We start from the raw sequence: 20,889 nt of genomic DNA on the forward strand, positions 1-20,889 counted from the left end.
TCCTCACTCCCCAACATTAAATAACTTTCACTCAAACCATACACTAGACATGACACCATACACAATCGCCAAACCAATCTCAGTGCTGGCGCAACATCGCACTGACAAAGAAATTGCCGAACAAGCAACAATTCACAGCTTTTTGAATTGCTATCTACGCGAAACCAACACGGGTGAAATCATCACCACCGCGACAAAAGACGCTGATATTTTAGAAGTTTTCCAAAATACAAATACAAAATCGTTGTTTTGTTGTCAGTTAACACATCAAAATATCAGGCTATTAATTGGTATAAGATATTATTCACAGACAGGCAGGCATTTATTTAATTTTCCCCTTTATTATCAAGTAGATAAAGGTAATTTACTTGAACTTGATTACCTGACTCTAGCAACGCTCATTACTAAAGAATTAGCCTTGACCGGTGGTAGCAATAGCCATCAAGATGAACTGATTTTGCGTGTGATTCAAAGCTGCAACCATATAGAGAATTTTGTTCGGCAACGGCGACAAGATGTAGAAAAACTTTATACTTTTAACAGCGATTTCATCGCATCTGAACAAGCTTTAGTTTTTGGACATCATTTACACCCCACCCCTAAAAGTCGGCAAAGTTTTGCTGACCATGAATTGTCAATTTATTCGCCAGAATTAAACGGTAGTTTTCCTCTGCATTACTTTCGCGTTCATCAGTCGATGGTAATGGAAGGTTCGCAGCTATCACAGACAGCAACAACACTGATTAAATCAGAATTATTGGCTGACGAAAATGTTGATCATCAATTCAAAAATACTTATTGTAGGGAAGATGAATATGCTTTGTTACCGATACACCCTTGGCAAGCTAATTATTTACTGCAACAGCCACAAATTCAACAATTGATTAAGCAAGAAATATTGCAAGATTTAGGTTTAGTTGGTCGAGCATATCAACCTACATCTTCAATTCGTACTGTCTATCATCCAGAGGCGGCATTTATGTTAAAATTGTCGCTGAACATCAAAATTACTAACTCTGTCCGCACTAATTTATATAAAGAATTAGAACGGAGTTTAGAAGTACACCAAATTTTGGCAAGTGCAATTGGGCAACAACTATATCAACGGTTCCCTGATTTCCAAATCATTGCTGATCCTGCTTATATCACTTTAAAAATTGATGGTGTTGCTGTTGATGGTTTCTCAACAATTCTGCGAGAAAATCCGTTTTTAAATAATCCCCAGACGGATGCAACTTGTGTAGTAGCTTTGTGTCAAGACTCTATTTTGGGTAACGGTTCACGATTAGCACGGATTATTGAGGAACTAGCACAACAAGAAAACCGTTCGACTGAGGCGGTGAGTTTGGATTGGTTCAACCGTTATTTACAAATTTACTTAGAGCCAATTCTCTGGTTATATTTCACTTACGGTATAGGATTAGAAGCCCATCAGCAAAATAGTGTTGTACAGTTAAAAGATGGCTATCCTGAGAAGTTCTTTTATCGGGATAATCAAGGTTATTATTACCGTCGTTCTTATCATCAATTATTAGATAATATTCTGCCGGGGATCAGTCAAAAAAGTCAGACGATATGTGATGATGAGGTTATTGATGAACGATTGACTTACTACTTGTTTTTTAATAATCTGTTCGGTTTAATTAATGCTTTTGGTGTGGCTGGACTTGTAGATGAGGAATTACTGTTAGGGGAGTTGCGAAACATCTTAAGCAAATATTCTGAACATTCTTTAGTGAGTAATTTACTTTCTCAGTCACAGTTACTTTGTAAGGCTAATCTTCTCACACGGTTTCATAATCTGGACGAACTTGTGGGGCCAGTTTCTACACAGTCTGTCTATGTTGCTGTTGATAATCCTTTGATGTAAACGCAGAGGGGCGCAGGGGTTTACGCAAAGTAACGCAGAGAGTTTATGAGAGGAATTTAAGGCTGGAGTTTATGTCGGTTAGTACGATTAATTACAGTTATGTACGGTTTGATTCTACTATCAATAAAACTATTGCTTTTCGTCCGGTGGTTTTGGAGGAGGATTTAAATCTGATTCATGAGTGGATGAATCAACCTCATGTGATTCCTTTTTGGAATTTAGCGTTTGATTTGGAACGGATGCGGGAGCATTTACAAAAGGCTTTAGCGGATAAACATCAAACTCTTTATATTGGTTGTTTAGATGATGAACCGATGAGTTATTGGGAGTCATACTGGACAATTGATGATATTGTGGCTCGACATTATTCAGCAGAGGCGACAGATCAAGGTATTCATTTGTTAATTGGGGAAGCAAAATTTTTAGGTCAAGGTTACGCTTTGCCACTGTTACGGGCTATGACATTTTTTCAGTTTGCAAATCAGGCGACGCAAAAGATTATTGCTGAACCAGATATCCGCAATCAGAAGATGATTCATGTTTTTGAAAAGTGTGGTTTTGAGTTTCAGAAGGAGATTGAATTGCCGGATAAAGTTGGGGCTTTGATGTTTTGCGATCGCCAGGTATTTTTTGAAAGGTGGAAAGCATGATAAATTGTGTTTATGACTTGATTGGTATTGGTCTTGGCCCTTTTAATTTAGGTTTGGCTGCACTGCTAGAACCCGTGACAGAAATTAAGTCTTTATTTCTGGAACAAAAGCCTGAATTTCAATGGCATCCAGGGTTATTACTGGAAGGGACGACAATTCAAGTACCGTTTTTGGCAGACTTGGTGACAATGGCTGAACCTAGTAGCAAATTCAGCTTTCTTAGTTACCTAAAAGCTAAATCTCGTCTTTATAATTTTTACTTTTGGGAAGAATTTCATATTCCCAGACGAGAATATAATGATTACTGTCGATGGGTAGCCAAACAATTACCTAATTGTTACTTTGGTGAACAAGTAAAAAGTATTGATTGGGATGAAAAAGCGCAGGAATTTATAGTTTCTGGTACTAACTTTATCTACCGTTGTCGCAATTTGGTTTTAGGTGTGGGTACTGTCCCTTACATACCGCCTTGTTTCCGCGATGTAGTCTCAGAAAATATTTTTCACTCGTCCCAATTTCTCCATCAAAAAGTCGGTTGTCGCCAAGCAAAATCAATTACAGTCATCGGTTCTGGACAAAGTGCAGCCGAGGTGTTTTATGAACTATTACAAGAGCAAGAAAACTATAATTATCACCTAGAATGGCATACCCGTTCCTCTGGTTTTTTCCCAATGGAATATTCCAAATTGGGATTAGAACATTTCTCACCCGATTACATCCATTATTTCTACAATTTACGCCCAGAACAGCGAGACGAACTATTAACTAAACAAGGGTTGCTATATAAGGGAATTAGCTTTCATACCATAGCCAAAATCTATGATTTGCTTTACGAGCGTTCCGTCGCCGATAATTATCCTGATGTTAGGTTATTGTCTGGGGTAGAAGTTAAAGAAGTAGAACCCACGGCTAACGGTTATCGTCTTACCTATCGCCATTCTCATCAGAATCAACCATTTATTCACCATAGCGATCGCATTATCTTAGCAACCGGCTATCATCACGCTATCCCTAACTTTATGGCAGATATCCGCGATTTGCTGCAATGGGATGAACATGGGCGTTACCAGGTGAATTTTGACTATCATCTCTCCCTCACCCAAGACATCCCCAATCAGATTTTTGTCCAAAACGCCGAGTTACATACCCACGGTATTGGCGCGCCAGATTTGGGGTTAGGTTGTTACCGCAACTCTGTGATTATCAACTCCTTAACAGGACGCGACGTTTACCCAGTACAAAAGCGTAACGTCTTTCAGCAATTTGGTGTAGTCGCATGAAGCATCGGCTACCCCTCATCTCAGGCGCATTATTTTTATGTGTGTTCTTGAGTATTTTCAACGAGGTGTTACTGTCACCCTTTTATCCCCAGTTTTTCCGTAAAGTCTTCGGCGTGACAGATTTAGCCTACACCGGTTACTACATCTTTGTGTGTCGGTTAACCGTGGTGTTATCTGCGCCTGTGTGGGGTGTGTTATCGCGCCGCTTTGAAGTCAAACACCTACTTTTTGCTGGACAATTGGGTGCAGCCTTCATGACAGCCTTAATGGGTACAAGCACCAGTGTAGAGCAATTTTTGATTTACACCATCCTGCTGTTACTGTGCAAAAGCAGTTATTTGCTAGTCTATCCCCTCATTATCCAACTAAGTGGCGAAGAAAAACGAGCTGCGATCGCCGGTACATACCAAGCCGTGTTTCATAGTGCAATCATCATTGCCACCATCATCGGCGCATTTATGGTCAATATCGATACACCATTAATTATTTTTTACGGGATTGCCGCAGCCGATATTTTACAACTTGCCATCTGTGCTTATATATTGCGGGGTGTATCTACCCAACAAGCAGGGGGGCAGGAGAGCAGGGGAGAAAATCAGCCAGTAGCACCGAACCAAATGGGTTACATCATCGCTATCGGGGTAGTAATTCTCACCTTCCAACTAGCAAATAACTTAGTCCGTCCTTACTTCACAGAGTATGTTACCGCCGAACCATTAAACGTTGACATCCTCACCAGCAGCTTGTTATTTCTAATACCCAGTGTAATGGCGATCGCTGCCTTACCCTACATCCGTCAAGCCTGTCGTCCCGAACGCCTCCAAACCATCTACTTAGGAAGTTTAAGCCTACTCATCGTCAGCTTAGGCATACAAGGACTATCATCCAACCTACCCTTACTCATCCTAGCGAGGATAGTTTACGGCTTCTTCCTAGCAGTCACCCAAGCCGCCTTAGAACTGCAAATATTCAACCAAAGCACAGCCAAACACCTCCACTTCAACTACAGCCTCGCCATCTCCTTCGCCAACATCGGACACTTAGGCGCACCCCTTTTAGCCTCCTGGCTAGTCAACACCCACAGCCTAGCCTCCCCATTCATCGCCGCCACCATAATTTGCTGCCTAAACCTACTATTTTCAAGACTTACGCACAAAGGTTATTTGTTAAGAACGGGTGTAAGGGTATGAGGGTGTAGGGGTGTAAGGGTTTTCACAACCCACATTCTTGCCCAAAACCTTGATTTTTCCCATCACCGCGTAAATCCTAAATCTTGTCAGAAAGCAGAAAGCTTTTCAACTCTTTCTCTCTGCACCTCTGCGTGAGCTTTCCTCTCATTACCTAAAACAATGCAAAACCTAACCCAAACCCTCCAACCCCAACGCTGGCAAACAATTAGCCAAAAACTCCTAGCCAAAATGCTCTCCGAATTCATGTATGAAGAAATCATCAAACCGGAGACAATAGAACAAACCCCAGAATCCACCCTCTATAACCTCACCCTCCCCGAAGGTATCGCCTACAAATTCCAAGCCAAAAAACGCTTATTCGATAGCTATCGCGTCATCCCCGCATCTATCCAACGACGAGAAGCCGGAGAATTTTCCCCAGCATTCAACCCCCTGCAATTCGTCCTCGACATTCATACATTTGTAGGAATGACGGCTGAAACCACAGCCCATTTAATCAAAGAACTCAGCAACACCCTACTAGCTGACGCACATATCCAAACCAAGAAAGAAACCCAAAATATAGACTTACTCAGCTTAGATTACCCCTCCTTGGAAGGGGAAATGGAAGGACACCCCTGGATAACCTTCAACAAAGGACGCATCGGTTTTGGCTACGATGATTACCTAGCCCACGCACCAGAAAGTAAACAGCCAGTTTCCCTCTTTTGGATTGCTGTTAGCAGTGAACACGCCCAATTTAACGCCATCCCAGGACTAGATTATGTCACCCTCATCCAAGAAGAATTAGGCGCAGAAAGTCTCGCGGAATTTACCGCCATTTTAGAACAACGTCATCTCAACCCCGCCGATTATTATTTTCTGCCCGTCCATGATTGGCAATGGAAAAATATCATTACCCTTTTGTTTGTGGAAGAAATAGCCACAGGTGCAATTATTCCCCTTGGTTACAGCCAAGATAAATATTTACCCCAACAATCAATTCGCACCTTTGCCAATATCAGTCACCCGCAGAAACGGTATGTTAAATTACCCCTGAGCATTTTAAATACTCTCGTTTACCGTGGTTTACCAGGCGATCGCACACAGGTTGCCCCACTGGTTACAGAATATGTAAAATCGATTTGTGACAATGATCCTTTCCTAAAAAATGAGTGTCGCTTAATACTTCCTGGGGAAATTGCCAGCGTCAATTATGATCATCCATACTATAGCCAACTCGCAGGCGCGCCTTATCAATATAAGGAAATGTTGGGCTGTCTATGGCGAGAGAGTGTTTTAGTTTATACCGAAGCCGATGAACGTCCAATTACTTTAGCTTCCTTATTACACATTGATGGTAGTGGTAAACCCTTTATTTCTCAACTGGTAGAACGCTCTGGACTCAGTTTAGATGAATGGTTATCTCGCTTATTTAACACGATTTTACCGCCATTACTACATTACCTCTACCGCTACGGTGTAGTTTTCTCCCCCCACGGTGAAAACACAATTTTGGTACTGAAGGATTTTGTCCCCCATCGGTTAGCAATGAAAGATTTTGTTGATGATGTAAATATCAGTCGTCATCCCTTACCGGAATTAGAGACTTTAACACCACAACTCAAAGCCGTCTTATTGACTGAACCACCAGAAGGATTATGTCAATTTATCTTTGCTGGCTTGTTTATCTGTCACCATCGTTACCTCTCGGATTTATTAGCTGACTACCACAACTATCCAGAACACACCTTCTGGACAAAAGTCAGACAGACAATCTTGAATTATCAAAGCCGGTTCCCTGAAATGCAAGACAGATTTGAGTTATTCAACTTGCTAGCACCCCAATTTACCAAGCTGTGCTTGAATCGCAATCGCTTGATTACTTATGGTTACGCCGATGATGGCGATCGCCCCCATGCTGCCGCCTTCGGTAAGGTGAATAATGCTTTGTATTTAGTTGACCAAAAAGCTAAATATCTCTCTGTCAATTCCCAGGAAAAACAAGTCAACCATAGTCAATCTTCCTGCATATTTACATATATTGATCCTGAGTATGGCAAAGAAGTTTCTTTCCGTCCTGTATCCTATGAACAAGATGTAGAAATGATTTATGATTGGATGCAGCAAAAGCATTTGATACCTTTTTGGAAATTAAATATTTCCTTTGCAGAATTTCAGGAATATTTGCAAAAATCCCTCACGGCAGATCACAAGAAACTTTTTATTGGTAGTTTAGATGGTGAACCTGTTTCATATGGAATTATCTATCAAGTAATCAAAGATAATATCCGCCATTACTATCCTTATCAAGAGTCTGATATGGGAGGTCACATAGCTATTGGAAAAAGGGAACACTTTGACAAAGAATATATATTCCCAATTTTTAGAGGTTCATCAGCTTTAGTGTTTCATCTTTATAAAACTGAAAGATTAATTATTGAACCAGACTCACGCAATAGAATTGTCATTCCTACTCAAGAGCAATGTGGTTTTTATATTTATGACGAAGTAAAACTTCCTCATAAGAAAGCAACTTTGATGATATTAGAGAGGGAAAAATTCTTTCAGAATCTATCTAATTTAAAGCAGGTTAGCACAGGATTTTGCAACGTTAAATAGTTAATATTCCATCTGTAAATAAGGGATTTAGGGAATTTGATAATATTTTTTATCAATCAAGAGAGGTACATTTACTTTTATCTCTTTCTGTTCCCTAAAATCCAAAGTGGAGTATTGACAAAAAAATTAACAGTGGATTCAAGTCATGCAAGTAAAAGAGCCAAAAACCACTATTCATCCTGAAATTCTAGAAATTGTCAAGACAATCAAAAAAAGGATGGATGAGTTAGGACATCCTCCCATATCTGAATTAACACCTGAAGCATCCAGATTTTTTTACCAGGAAGCTATTAAGTTATATCATCTGACTACTGAAGAAGGCGTAACAATAGAAAATAGATGGATTGAAAGAGTAGGAGATATACCTATAGCTATTAGGGTTTATAAACCTGAAGATGAAGTAGACAATATAAACAGTATCAAAGAAAAGTCAACACCGTATCCAATTCTAGTTTATTTTCAAGGAGGCGGTTGGGTATTTGGTGATTTAGATAGTGCAGATGCTCCTTGTTCTTTCTTATGTAAACATATAAATTGCATTGTCGTATCTGTTCAATATCGTCAAGCTCCTGAATATAAATGCCCTATCCCTGTTATTGATGCACTAGAGGCTATTAAATGGGTACATAAAAATTCTCAAAGTTTAGGAGGAGATGCACAAAAAATCGCTGTAGGGGGAGAAAGTGCTGGAGCTAATTTAGCAGCAGTAGCAGCTATTAAATTAAGAGATGAAGGAAATATTTCATTAGTAGCACAACTTTTGATTACTCCGGTTACTCAATATGGTTTTAATACCCAATCTTATCAAGCAGGTTATACCAAAGGTCTTTCTTTGGAAACAATGAAATGGTTTTGGAATCATTACTTGGAAAATGATCTTCAGGGGGAAGAATACTATGCGTCACCATTGAAAGTTCAAGATGCTAGAAATTTACCACCATGTTTAATTGTTACCGCAGAACATGATCCATTACGAGATGATGGACTATTATATGCTCAATATTTACAATCGTTTCAAGTCAAAGTCAAAGTCCTTCACTATGAATCTTTTATTCATAGTTTTATTCGGATGATTCGCGTGATTGAAGATACAAGAAAAGCTTTATATGAGATGGCCATTAATTTCCGAGAAATGCTGTATTTTTATCAACAAACATAGATGTAAATACAACTATTGCACAATATAATAATTATATATGAGTTAAAAGCTGATTTTATAATCCTATCAAACAAAAAGATTAGCAACCTGATGAAAAATTATGATCTAGACTTAATGAAATGCCGTTTTTGCTCTGAGGTCTCTAAGCAAAATGGAGAAGATACTTTAGGTACTCTTTACCCTTTTGATTCCTGGCTGATCTTTGAAATAAAACAGCCGTGGAATGTGAATATGTTGGCAGATACTCAACCCATATCACAAGCAGTAATAGATTTAATACAGGAAATCCATCAACAACAGAAAATTAAATTTTGGCAATTAGCGATCGCGCCAGATCACGAATATTCCACATCAGATAATATAAGAATCTTTCATTATTCCCGACCTGCTCAACTATTTGCTAAATATGATAAGCGAGAATATATTATCCCCTGGGAACTGATTGGAGAACTGATATTTGCTCTTTATAAACAACCTCAGTTCTTGACAAATTTTGATAAATACCTCCAAGATACTTCCCATATTCGAGAAATCATGGTTTGTACTCATGGTAATGTAGATGTAGCTTGCGCTCGTTTTGGCTATCCTATTTATCAAGAACTACGTCAAAATTATGCCTATTCTCAACTTCGCATCTGGAGATGTAGTCACTTTGGAGGACATCAATTTGCTCCTACTTTAATTGATATGCCCTATGGACGTAGCTGGGGTCATCTTAACCCTGAAATTTTACCTAATATCATCTATCAAAAAGGTGATATTAGTCAACTTCGTCCCTTTTATCGTGGTTTTTTTGGATTACCTACTTTTGCTCAAATTTTAGAAGGAGAAATTTGGTTACAAGAAGAATGGAATTGGTATGAATACTTAAAATTTGGTCAGGTTTTAGAGTTAACAGAAGATAAAACTAGGGCTATGGTAGAAGTTGATTTTGTTAGTCCTAATCAAGAAATTAAAGGTAAATACCAAGGAATAATCAAACAAACTCATCAAGTTATAACTCAACACCACAGCAAGGATAAAAACTTATTTCCTATTCCCCAATATCAGGTTTTTAATTTAAGATATTTACCTTTAAAGAAATGAATCAATTCAAAATTCGCGCATTAAAGACAGTTGGAGTCGGGGATATTTTACTCCAACTCAACTGATACTACGTATAAACGTAGGGGTCTTAAACCCTTGAATTTACGATAAGTGAGATAATCTATTGATTTTTATTCTCTACAGCTATTTGTAAGCAGGGTTGTGTTCTTGGCAGTAATCATATAAACTAACCAAAATAATTGCTAAAATATCTCATTAACTTTTGGGAGACAGAAATTGGTAGTTATTGATACTCGTAATCTGAAAATTGCTTATGACCACCGAATTATCGTTTCTGACCTCTCCATCACCCTCCCGGAAGGCGAAATCACGGCTTTACTGGGGCCAAACGGTTCGGGTAAAAGTACAGTGTTGCGTACCCTAGCGAGATTATTAACACCAATCCGGGGTGCAGTTTATATTGACGGTTGTAATATTGCCAAAATCCCGACTAAACAATTGGCACGAAAGTTAGCAATGCTACCTCAATTCTCGGAAATTCCATCAGCAATTACAGTCAAGGAATTGATTGGTTATGGACGCTATCCCCATCAGAATTTATTGGGGGGCTTTTCCCAAAAAGATATCGCCGCAATGGAATGGGCGTTAGCTGTGACTGGTTTGGAATCTTTAGCAGATAGGATAGTAGATACCCTTTCGGGAGGGGAACGTCAAAGGGCTTGGATAGCAATGGCGTTAGCACAGCAAACCCAGGTGTTATTACTTGATGAACCCACAACATATCTAGATATCCGCCATCAAATAGAAGTTTTAGCTTTAGTGCGACGACTCAACCAAGAACATGGAATTACTGTTGGCTGGGTGTTACATGATTTGAATCAAGCCGCAGCGTATAGCGATCGCCTAATTATGCTCAAACAAGGAAATATAGTCACCGCAGGTACTCCCCAAGAAGTGATGACAGCCAGCAACATTCAGCAAGTTTTCGGTGTAGAAATGACTGTGATTCCGCATCCCATCAATGGCTATCCCACTTGTTTACCTTGCCATCTAGGTATTCCAGAAGGAGAGTTAGCAAGATGAGCAAATTTACTAGACGCGCCTTTTTAACTGCGGCGACGGCTTCCGCTTTGACTGTCGCTTGTAATCGTTCTCCTCGTCCCCAAGCTGCAAGTAAAGCTGCTAGTAAAACTGCAACTAGAGTAGTCGCCCTAGAATGGGTGTATGCAGAAAACCTTTTAGCCTTGGGAATCCAGCCTGTAGGAGTTGCAGATATCCCAGGTTATAAAAAATATGTGAACGTACAACCATCCCTAGATGAGAGTGTAGTTGATGTAGGGACACGCCAAGAACCAAGTTTAGAAGCGATCGCCCAATTAAAACCAGATTTAATTTTAGGTGTAGATTTAAGACACCAGAATATTTACGATACCTTATCTGCGATCGCCCCCACCCTCATATTTAACCCCTATCCCTCGGCGGAAAACTCAAATCAACTAGACGAGATGCAGCAAACATTCCGCAAAATTGCCGAAAGCGTCAACCGTCAAGATGTAGGGGAAAAAGTTCTTCAGCAAATGCAAACCCAATTTCACACAGCAGCCACCCGCATCAAAAATACTCAAAAACCTGATTTCGTCCTCGGACAGTTTAGCGACAACGCCCCTCAAATCCGCCTGTTCACCGATAACTCAATGGCTGCACAAATCCTCACAGCCATCGGTTTAAAAAACGCCTGGAAAGGAGAATTCGACCGTTTTGGCTTTAATACAGTTTGGGTAGAAGCACTCCCAAAAGTCGAAACAGCCAACTTCATCTATATTTCCGCCCCCAATAGCCCCTACAAACAACAACTAGAAACTAACCCCGTCTGGCAAAAACTACAATTCGTCCAGCAAAAAAGATTGTATGCGATCGCCCCAGACACCTGGCTATTCGGCGGCCCCCTATCAGCCCAAATCCTAGTAGATAAAATCATTAAAACCCTCACTGAAGAAGCAGAGGGGCAGGGGGCAGGGAGCAGGGGGAGCAAGAGAAAGTCCCAGAGCCGTTGAGCAAAGCGGAACATGGGTATGAACGTGAAAAGCGTGTCGCAGACAAGCCCTGCCCTTCTAGGACTCTCTTGTTGGGGCGCAGTCTGAGCTTTCGTCTCAGTTTTCCCCCTTGCCCCCTGCCCCCTGCTCCCCTGCCTCTTTTGACCTAAATCCCCATGCTCAAACCCCTCCTCACCCCAATCCTCCTCCTTCTTCCCCTCCTCTTCCTCCACAGCAACCCCATCACCACCCCAGATGACATCCTCCTTTACATCAAACTACCCCGCACTGTTATCGGTATCCTATCAGGTGCATCTTTAGGAATCGCCGGCGCAATATTCCAGACAGTTACCCGTAACCCCCTAGCCTCACCCGCCACATTAGGAATCAACGCAGGTGCATATTTAGCCATCACCGCCACAACCATCTTTGCACCAGAGATATTTGCTTGGTCGCCTTTATTGGTAGCATTCACGGGTGGTTTATTAGCAGCCTTACTCGTCTACGCCATCGCCGGAAAGGAAATTACCCCCATCCGTCTCACTCTCTCCGGAATGGCTGTTTCCCTCGCCTTAGCCGCCTTCACCTCTGCGTTACAACTAATCTACGAAAACCAAACCCGTGATTTATTTTTTTGGGGTGCAGGTTCTTTATTACAAACCAACTGGCAAGGAAGTATTTACGCCGCACCTAGAGTATTATTAGGAGCGATCGCAGTTTTCCTCATCGCCAAACCCCTAGATGTCCTCCTCATGGGTGAAGATGTCGCCCGTTCCCTGGGTTCAAAAGTCCAGTGGACACGCTTATCTAGCACCCTACTAGGTATATTTTTAGCCTCCGTTGCTGTGAGTGTAGTCGGGCCAATTGGCTTTGTAGGTTTAGTTGCACCCCATATAGGCAAATTGATGGGATGTCGCCAACATCAAATTTTATTACCATCAGCAGCAATTTGGGGCGCAGTCATATTATTAGGGGCTGACTTAATAGCACAACAGATATCCAGTGAATTACCTGCGGGAGGTATCACAGCTTTATTAGGCGCACCGTTTTTAGTCTGGTTGGTGCGTTCATCGCCCCGTCTATTGACAAAGACAGGGGGGAATAATGCTTTACCAATACAGATAAAATCCCGCCTCCAGTATCCTGTTTTACTTTTAGCTGGTTGTTCTTGCTTATTACTGGTATTGCTTGTAGGGTTATCCCTCGGCAATATTCATTTAAATATTCATCAACTAACTCAAGTCATTATTGGTAATAGTGACGCACTCACCGAAAGAATAGTCTTATACTTACGCCTACCCCGCTTACTAGTAGCATTACTAGCAGGAGCAGCCTTAGCCATCAGTGGTTTATTGTTACAGGGAGTAGTCCGCAATCCCTTGGCTGGGCCGGAGATTATGGGGATTACTTCAGGCGCAGGTTTCGGGGCATTACTTGTATTAGTATTACTACCCAACACACCTGTAAAATTCATACCAATCGCTGCGTTTATTGGTGCAGTTGTCGCCTTTGGTGTAGTTTATCTAGCAGCTTGGCAAAACGGTGTAGCACCAGGGAGACTAGCGTTGATAGGAATAGCGGTATCTGCGTTTTGTGCGGCGGGAATTAACCTATTAGTGGTGAAGTCAAAATTACAAGTATCTCAGGCCTTGGTGTGGTTAGCTGGGAGTACTTACGCTCGCCAGTGGGATGAAGTATGGCAATTACTAGCTTTTCCCTTAATTTTATTGCCTTTGGGCTGGTTATTTGCCCGTAAATTAGATGTGATGGCCTTAGGAGAAGATTTACCACAGATTTTGGGGATGCGTTTACAGCAAGCTCGTGGTGTAATATTAGCGATCGCAGTTGCTTTAGCTGCTGCTGCTGTCTCTACGGTGGGAACTATTAGCTTTGTAGGGTTAATTGCTCCCCACGCTGCACGTTTATTAGTAGGTTCTCGACACCGCCAACTAGTACCCATAGCGGCAATTTTCGGTGCTATTTTAGTCACTTTAGCCGATACCGTTGGTCGCGTTGTTTTAGCTCCCAAAGAAATTCCCTCTGGATTAGTCACCGCCCTAATTGGTACACCTTATTTCCTCTGGTTACTAGGAGGAAACCAAAAGCATTGATTAACAATTCAAAATTCAAAATACCCTGCGGGAAGGCTGCGCCAACAAAATTCAAAATAAACCACCTTGTAGAGACGCGATTCATCGCGTCTTCTTCTCCACCCAATCCCCAATCCCTAATCAATCAAATTTTCCAAAGCCACCTGTAAATCTTGAGTTAAATTACTCACAGCCCTTTTAGCCGCTTGGCGGTTATCATGCACCTTTTCCCAGCGTTCCGTGACAGAAATCGGCTCACCTAACTTAATTACTGCCTCCCGTAAACCTAACCTTGGTCGTCCTGGTAGAGTCGATTCTTGTATGCGAGAAAGCATATCAAACATTAGTAAAGCCGTCTCAGCAAATCTGTCTGCACTATATTTTTCTTGTATATAGGTAGCATTCACAGCCACAAAACTTTCTACCAGACGCATATGCTGTATTCGTAAGTCGGCTTCTTGGGCTACCCAGTCGGCGAGTCCGCGTTGGAAGGACGGCAAATTATCGATATCTGGTAAATCTTCTCTATATATACGATTCCAACTGGCTTCTTCTAAACGGCGACAACGGTCGATAAAATTACCTTGAGCTGGAATACCAAAATACTGCTCAGAAACTTGTAACGCTTTATCTAATAAACGATGTAGTCTGGCAATTAACACCTGATTGGGCGTGGTAGATTCTTCTGTGGCTATAGTGTTGGGGATATCTTGATGATAGAAGCGGCGATAAAACTCTTCCATCTCTGTAATTAAATATTCACCCAGGCCGCAGATGCGTTGGGCATAAATTTCTGGTTGATTGATTGCAGACTCCCCAACTGATTGCACTGGTAAACCGCTATCTGCTTCTAACTTACTCAACAACCAGTCCAATTTAGACCAAGGCGGCGTAACATAACGATATTGGATAGATACCGGCACAATGACCACAGTTTCAGTCCGGTTAGCTTTGTGCAAGTCTTCCACACACCAAAACCCCAATTGGGAAACACCAGGTTCCAGAGGGCTGACTATGCCACTGTGACCATTATTACCACCTTCAGGCGCAACAGCAATGGGGAATGGAGCGTTAGCGAATAAATCCCTTGCTGTTTGAATAGCTTGCCTATCTAACCGTCTTCCACGCCGAATTGGCACACCTCCCAACTGAGAAAATAACCAACCCAACCAATTCCCGGCCCATATTGTCATTCCTCTGTCATAAACAAAATGACTGTGAACTGGGTATTGCAACTTAATACCTTTTTGACGCGCCACCCGTGGAACAATGCGAGAAATTAAGTACAACATACACAAGGGGTCTTCTACCTCTGGGTGGCGAAATGCCATTAAAAAGCGAATTTTCCCACTTTGGAATTGTTGATAAAGTTCTGCTAATGTCTCAGAATTTTCTGCTTCAATTTTGACGATACCAGCCGGGAGCCAGGGGCGTGTGCGAAAGCGCAACACTAGGGGTAGTAACCACTGCATTAACCTGAGAATGAGGAGGTTAAAACTGTGGGGGATAAATTTTAGAGGTGGTTGGGTAGAGTTAATTAATTTCGGCAAGTGATACTCCCGACTATGTTATCTAAATTGAATGCCTAATTGATTTTGCCACTTTTAAAAGCAGGTAATTGGTAATTAGTAATTGGTACTTATACCGTTTCTTGGTGAAGATGCACTTTATTCTGTACTGTAGAGACGTTGCATGCAACGTCTCTACTATTTGGCTTCATAGAGAATTGGGGCGTTGCTGATTGATGGGATGATTTTTATCTCACGCATTCGCCCTTGGCGTTCCCGAAGGGTAGGCGCAAAGGCGCAAAGAATCGGCTTTCAGCTTTGTCGAGAAGTCTAAATTCATCCCGCAAATATGCAACGCCAGAATTGGTAATTACTCATGTGATTTGGTTCACCGATGATGACACCAAGACTGTATGAATAAAAAATGGGTAAATCTCATCAAAATACAACACCTACCCCTACACCCCCATACCCCTAAACCCGTTTATTGGCGACATTCGCCTATGGTTGAGGGTAGCCCAATCGCTGTTAGTTTAATAATGAATTACTCTACACAGCCAGATGAACACACCACAAGACCCCCGCAAATATGCACCAGCAACACAACGCAACCGCGAACCCATCTTAGAAGTGCTTTTACAAGTGTTGCCTGCCAGTGGCACTATTCTAGAAATTGCCAGTGGTACAGGTGAACACGCCATTTTCTTTGCCCCCCGTCTTCAACCACGTAAATGGCTACCCTCTGACCCCAATCCTGAATTACGAGCTAGTATCACCGCCTGGATGGCACAATTTCCCAGCGATAATCTTTACCCACCTGTAGAACTTGATGCTAGTCAGCCAATTTGGTCAGTAGAAAGGGACGCAATTCTACAGGATGACCCCATTGCTGCCATAGTTAATATCAATATGATTCACATTTCCCCTTGGTCAGCTTGTTTGGGACTATTGGCTGGTGCGGGGCGGATTTTGCCACCAGGCGGGATTCTTTATCTTTACGGGCCTTACAAACAAGGGGGAGAACATACCGCCCCAAGCAACGCCGCCTTCGACGAATCCTTACGTTCCCAAAATCCAGAGTGGGGAGTACGCAACCTGGAAGATGTGATTGCAGCAGCTAAACAACAAAATCTCCAACTGCATAAAACCTACCAAATGCCTGCCAATAATCTTTCGGTGGTCTTTCGACGTTAGTTATGTGAGGGTGTAAGGGTGTGAGGGTGTAGGGGTGTGAGGGAAGAATTTGGTTTTACTCTTTCCCCTACACCCCTATACCCATAAATTATGTAAATGGAGGTTAGCGGACTCGAACCGCTGACATCCTGCTTGCAAAGCAGGCGCTCTACCAACTGAGCTAAACCCCCGTAAAATTGAATTTATAACCTCCAATATCATAGTCGAAAACTCTGTTTTTTACAAAGGGATGAACCAAGAAAATACGCAAATCGTTGCTGCATTTTATAAATTCGTCAGTTTGCCGGATTTTGCCGAGAAACAAGAACCCTTATTGGCTTATTGTTTAGCCCAAGATATCAAGGGTACGATTCTCTTAGCTAAAGAAGGAATCAATGGCACAATTGCGGGTTCGCGTCTAAGCATTGATAATGTTTTATCTTATCTACGTTCTGACTCGCGCCTACAAGACCTAGAACACAAAGAATCTACCGCAGACACTCCGCCATTTGAACGGATGAAAGTGCGGCTGAAAAAAGAAATTGTCACTTTGGGTTTACCAGAAGTAGACCCTAATGAACAGGTGGGTACTTATGTGACCCCTGAAGAATGGAATGAGTTGATTTCTGACCCGGAAGTGATTGTTATTGATACACGCAATGATTACGAAGTACATATCGGTACTTTCCAGGGGGCGCAAAATCCCCAAACAAACTCATTTCGAGACTTCCCGGAATATGTCCGCCAAAACCTCGACCCAAATCAGCACAAAAAAGTTGCGATGTTTTGTACTGGGGGTATTCGCTGCGAAAAAGCTTCATCTTTCATGCTTTCTCAAGGTTTTGCAGAGGTTTATCATCTCAAGGGTGGTATACTCAAATACCTAGAGCAAATCCCACCAGAGGAGAGTTTATGGCAAGGGGAATGTTTTGTTTTTGATGAACGTATCGCCGTAGTTCACGGGTTAGAGCCGGGAACTCACGAGTTATGTTTCTGTTGTGGACATCCCTTGGCTGAAGAAGATAAGGCATCTCCTCAGTATGAAGAAGGTATTTCTTGCTCCCACTGTTTTGATAGTCTCACGGAAGATAAAAGAACGCGTCAGCAGGAAAAGTGGCGACAATATCAGTTAAAAAATTCCCACTCTTTGGGTAATTCAAAATTATAGTCCCATCAATCACTTTATCCAAATTCTGGCGATCGCTCAATCATATAGCTGGGGACTGGGGACTAGGGACTGGGTACTGGGTGAAAAGTCTTGTTGCGTCTAGTAAATATTAAGTAGTGGCGTGGCAAGGCTAAAATGATGGGATAAACTGGGATGAAATTAAACGCAGATGCACGCAGATAAACACAGATAGAACGATCGCCTACATGGTAAATTATGTGAGCATGGTCAGTACGCAGAGGAATAAAGCCTCTGTCCACTCGACGACTGCGCCGTAGGTGTCGCCGGTGTGTCCGCCTAATTTGTGATTAAACCATGCAGCTGTTAAAGTAGCGATCGCACTCCCTACGATCAACACGACTACTGATATCAATAGATGATGGTTATTTACTAGCCAAAATAAGCCACTGACTGCAACCATCAAGCATAATCCGGGTAATAAGTCTTTGTATGAGCGAATAGCTTGTTTATGGAATGCCCCTTTACCAGTGGCTTTTAAATAAGGATAACAGGCGATCGCTACTTGTTGTCCCCAACGTCCCCAGCCACAAGCAGCCATTAATACTAGCCAACGGTATTCCCCAATCTCTGTGAGGGCAGAGGTTTTTAGTAATAATATAGCGATCGCACTCATAGCTCCAAATGCACCTGTAGCACTATCCGCCATCACTTGCAAACGCCGTTCTGGGTCACCCACAGCCAAACCATCAGCTGTATCCATCGCCCCATCTAAATGTAACCCCCCAGTGATAAAAATCCACAGTACCACTACCAAGGCACTGCGAGTTAATACGGGCATTCCCAAATAATTCATACCTCCATCAAATAAACCCAAAATCCCCCCAATGATTAACCCCACCATAGGGACAAGCCGCGCCACCCCCTGAAAATCTAAACCTTTGATGTAAGGTAGAGGAATACTTGTATAAAAAATAATACTTGCCAATAAATCCAATAACAACAGCTTCACCATTTCAATCTCGCTTCATCACCCATAACCCAATACAGTTCAGTTAAGACAACAACTTAGACTGGTGTAGGTTGGGTGGAGGAACAGAACCCAACATTCACGCATACTTTGTTGGGTTTCGCTATCGCTTCACTCAACCTACTATTCTCTTAACTTCATCACCCATAACCAATCCTCTGCGTTTCAATTTCCCCCAAAACCTCACAAAAAAGCAAATTCTTATGTATACTTTTTGACCATGTTTGGATAAAAGCAAAGTCACATGGAACGCGCCATTTCTGCTATAGGAATTTTAGTTTTCATTGGTATATCCTACGCCATGTCTATTCGCCGTGATGCAGTGCGTTGGCGAACTGTAGCCTGGGGTTTAGGGTTGGAATTTGTATTGGCGCTAGTAATTCTCAAAACACCTTGGGGATTAAATGTGTTTAGGTCTTTGGGTGATACAGTCAGCTATTTTTTATCGTTCTCAGATGTGGGGGCAAAATTTGTCTTTGGCGATAACTTTAAGGATCATTTTTTTGCCTTTCAAGTACTACCAACAATTATCTTTTTTTCTGCTTTCATTAACGTCTTGTATTATTACGGCATTTTACCAAGGGTGGTCAACGGGTTGGCGTGGGTGATGATGAAGACCATGAAAACTTCTGGTTCCGAATCTCTGTCTTGTGCTGGGAACATTTTTCTGGGGCCGACAGAATCAGCACTGATGGTAAAACCTTATGTGGCAAAAATGACTCAATCAGAACTCCATGCAGTCATGACTGGTGGCTTTGCCACAATTGCTGGTGGTGTGCTAGGGGCTTACTTGTCTTTTGGAATACCTCCAGAACATTTAATTGCTGCCTTTTTCATGACTGCGCCCACCTCGTTGGTAGTATCCAAATTACTTTATCCAGAAACAGAAGTATCAGAAACGACTGGTCAGGCAAAGATGGAAGGCGAGACAGGTTATGTCAATGTGATTGATGCTGCTGCTAGCGGCGCAATTGATGGTGTAAAGCTAGCAGTGAATGTGGGGGTAATGATTATTGCTTTTTTGGGGTTGTTGGCTGTTGTTAATGCCCTAATTGGATGGTTGGGGTCTTATATTGGCTTACCACAATTATCTTTAGAGTGGATTTTGTCTTTTATTATGGCTCCTGTAGCGTTTTTTATGGGCGTACCTTGGAGCGATTGCGCGCAAGTGGGGGCGCTACTGGGTAAGAAAACAATTTTGAATGAGTTCTTGGCTTATGTAGATTTGGGAAACTTAATTAAGAGTGGGAAAATCTCTGAGAGGGCAGTGATTATTACAACTTATGCTTTGTGTAACTTCGCCAATATCGGTTCAATTGGTATTACTATAGGCGGTATTACTGGGATGGCTCCTCAACGTCAACATGATTTAGCCCGGATGGGTTTTAGAAGTATGATTGGTGGATTGTTGGCAGGTTTTATTACCGCTTGTATCGCCGGAATGTTAATTTAACAGCTTATTGTAGTTCGTAATTAAATTGTTCTCAGGGTGTTAATTTCTTTCAAAAAATGGGTGATTTATGCCACATTGTACTAGTTATTTTTAACATAACCAAGTTGCCAGTTTTGTGGTTGGTTTAACTGATTGAGCTTACCTTGGATAATCAGATTTAGAGCAATGCGTGTATTTAAATATCCTCGAACCGGATAGTAACCTTGCTTACGGGAAATGCCAGCAAGAATATTTTTATCAAGAGGCATTAATCCCCCACATTGAGTAGATTCTCCTGGGATTTTTAGCCGAAATAAATACTCATGTTGGTAACCATCAGGAATCTGAAATAAAGCATATACATGATGCTGACCGCGCCAAGGTTGAACTACTATCTCTTCAGCAAATGTATAGTATTTAGCCTGTTTTGTTTGCAGAAAACCATAAGGAGTGTCACAACTCGTAACAGGCGATCGCTCAAAAAGATTCCAGATATAATATACGCTTATTACACAAACTAAAGTAAGTGCAAATAATATACAAAATCGAGATTTTCTCAGCACTTATCTAGACCCTAAAGCATTTTTCTGTGTTATTTTAGCGAGGAAAAACGGGGGTGTAATAAGGGTTTAGGGGTTTAGGGGTTTAGGGGTTTAGGGGTTTAGGAATGATGTAGAGACGTTGCATGCAACGTCTCTAC

The 20,889-nt window shown here is 41.7% G+C and carries 16 protein-coding genes and 1 tRNA gene; 13 read left to right on the forward strand and 4 right to left on the reverse strand.

The features are described from left to right. Nucleotides 1-49: 49 nt before the first annotated feature. The 10 genes from ACM5QX_RS02610 (at nt 50) to fhuB (ending at nt 13,941) form a co-directional block, all read left to right on the forward strand. Complete coding sequence (locus ACM5QX_RS02610; RefSeq protein ID WP_414752261.1) at nt 50-1,870, forward strand: IucA/IucC family protein; 1,821 nt, start codon at nt 50-52, stop codon at nt 1,868-1,870. Between the two features lie 71 nt (nt 1,871-1,941). Beyond that, on the forward strand, nt 1,942-2,520 hold the full coding sequence (locus ACM5QX_RS02615; protein WP_414752262.1) for a GNAT family N-acetyltransferase: 579 nt from the start codon (nt 1,942-1,944) through the stop codon (nt 2,518-2,520). Beyond that, the gene (locus tag ACM5QX_RS02620) at nt 2,517-3,800 is read left to right on the forward strand and encodes a lysine N(6)-hydroxylase/L-ornithine N(5)-oxygenase family protein (protein WP_414752263.1); all 1,284 of its coding nucleotides are present in this window, start codon (nt 2,517-2,519) and stop codon (nt 3,798-3,800) included. The genes ACM5QX_RS02615 and ACM5QX_RS02620 overlap by 4 nt, the downstream gene beginning before the upstream one ends. Further along, a complete protein-coding gene (locus ACM5QX_RS02625; RefSeq protein WP_414752264.1) occupies nt 3,797-4,990 on the forward strand; it encodes an MFS transporter in 1,194 nt (397 codons plus the stop codon). Before ACM5QX_RS02620 ends, ACM5QX_RS02625 begins: the two co-directional genes overlap by 4 nt. A 159-nt stretch (nt 4,991-5,149) precedes the next feature. Beyond that, nucleotides 5,150-7,591, forward strand: a complete 2,442-nt coding sequence (locus ACM5QX_RS02630) for a GNAT family N-acetyltransferase (protein WP_414752265.1) — start codon at nt 5,150-5,152, stop codon at nt 7,589-7,591. A 145-nt stretch (nt 7,592-7,736) separates the two neighbouring features. Further along, a complete protein-coding gene (locus ACM5QX_RS02635) occupies nt 7,737-8,750 on the forward strand; it encodes an alpha/beta hydrolase (RefSeq protein WP_414752266.1) in 1,014 nt (337 codons plus the stop codon). Between the two features lie 114 nt (nt 8,751-8,864). Further along, nucleotides 8,865-9,836, forward strand: a complete 972-nt coding sequence (locus tag ACM5QX_RS02640; protein ID WP_414752432.1) for a sucrase ferredoxin — start codon at nt 8,865-8,867, stop codon at nt 9,834-9,836. Between the two features lie 237 nt (nt 9,837-10,073). Further along, nucleotides 10,074-10,880: an ABC transporter ATP-binding protein gene (locus tag ACM5QX_RS02645; protein WP_414752267.1), complete on the forward strand. Its 807-nt coding sequence runs from the start codon at nt 10,074-10,076 to the stop codon at nt 10,878-10,880. Then, nucleotides 10,877-11,851: an ABC transporter substrate-binding protein gene (locus ACM5QX_RS02650; protein WP_414752268.1), complete on the forward strand. Its 975-nt coding sequence runs from the start codon at nt 10,877-10,879 to the stop codon at nt 11,849-11,851. Before ACM5QX_RS02645 ends, ACM5QX_RS02650 begins: the two co-directional genes overlap by 4 nt. A 155-nt stretch (nt 11,852-12,006) precedes the next feature. Beyond that, complete coding sequence (gene fhuB / locus ACM5QX_RS02655) at nt 12,007-13,941, forward strand: Fe(3+)-hydroxamate ABC transporter permease FhuB (RefSeq protein ID WP_414752269.1); 1,935 nt, start codon at nt 12,007-12,009, stop codon at nt 13,939-13,941. 116 nt (nt 13,942-14,057) lie between these two features. Here fhuB and ACM5QX_RS02660 read toward each other — a convergent pair whose 3' ends face one another. Next, nucleotides 14,058-15,470: a 1-acyl-sn-glycerol-3-phosphate acyltransferase gene (locus ACM5QX_RS02660; protein WP_414752270.1), complete on the reverse strand. Its 1,413-nt coding sequence runs from the start codon at nt 15,468-15,470 to the stop codon at nt 14,058-14,060. 519 nt (nt 15,471-15,989) lie between these two features. Between ACM5QX_RS02660 and ACM5QX_RS02665 the strand changes: the two genes are divergently transcribed. After that, a complete protein-coding gene (locus ACM5QX_RS02665) occupies nt 15,990-16,622 on the forward strand; it encodes a class I SAM-dependent methyltransferase (RefSeq protein WP_414752271.1) in 633 nt (210 codons plus the stop codon). Nucleotides 16,623-16,719: 97 nt separating this feature from the next. Here ACM5QX_RS02665 and ACM5QX_RS02670 read toward each other — a convergent pair. After that, a tRNA-Ala gene (locus tag ACM5QX_RS02670) sits at nt 16,720-16,792 on the reverse strand. Between the two features lie 59 nt (nt 16,793-16,851). Between ACM5QX_RS02670 and ACM5QX_RS02675 the strand changes: the two genes are divergently transcribed. Further along, a complete protein-coding gene (locus tag ACM5QX_RS02675) occupies nt 16,852-17,769 on the forward strand; it encodes a rhodanese-related sulfurtransferase (protein WP_414752272.1) in 918 nt (305 codons plus the stop codon). A 214-nt stretch (nt 17,770-17,983) separates the two neighbouring features. Here the strand turns inward: ACM5QX_RS02675 and cobS are convergent, their stop codons facing one another. After that, nucleotides 17,984-18,742 (reverse strand): adenosylcobinamide-GDP ribazoletransferase, encoded by a 759-nt coding sequence (cobS, locus tag ACM5QX_RS02680; protein WP_414752273.1) that lies wholly within the window; start codon nt 18,740-18,742, stop codon nt 17,984-17,986. Nucleotides 18,743-19,001: 259 nt separating this feature from the next. On the opposite strand from cobS, the gene ACM5QX_RS02685 reads away from it, so the two are divergent. Next, a complete protein-coding gene (locus tag ACM5QX_RS02685; protein WP_414752274.1) occupies nt 19,002-20,210 on the forward strand; it encodes a NupC/NupG family nucleoside CNT transporter in 1,209 nt (402 codons plus the stop codon). Between the two features lie 80 nt (nt 20,211-20,290). Here ACM5QX_RS02685 and ACM5QX_RS02690 read toward each other — a convergent pair whose 3' ends face one another. Continuing rightward, nucleotides 20,291-20,752, reverse strand: coding sequence for a hypothetical protein (locus tag ACM5QX_RS02690; protein WP_414752275.1), 462 nt, complete (start codon nt 20,750-20,752; stop codon nt 20,291-20,293). Nucleotides 20,753-20,889: the final 137 nt, after the last annotated feature.

Origin of the sequence: Anabaena sp. CCY 9910, assembly GCF_963920875.1 — a bacterium.
GTDB classification, from domain to species: Bacteria; Cyanobacteriota; Cyanobacteriia; order Cyanobacteriales; family Nostocaceae; genus Trichormus; species Trichormus variabilis.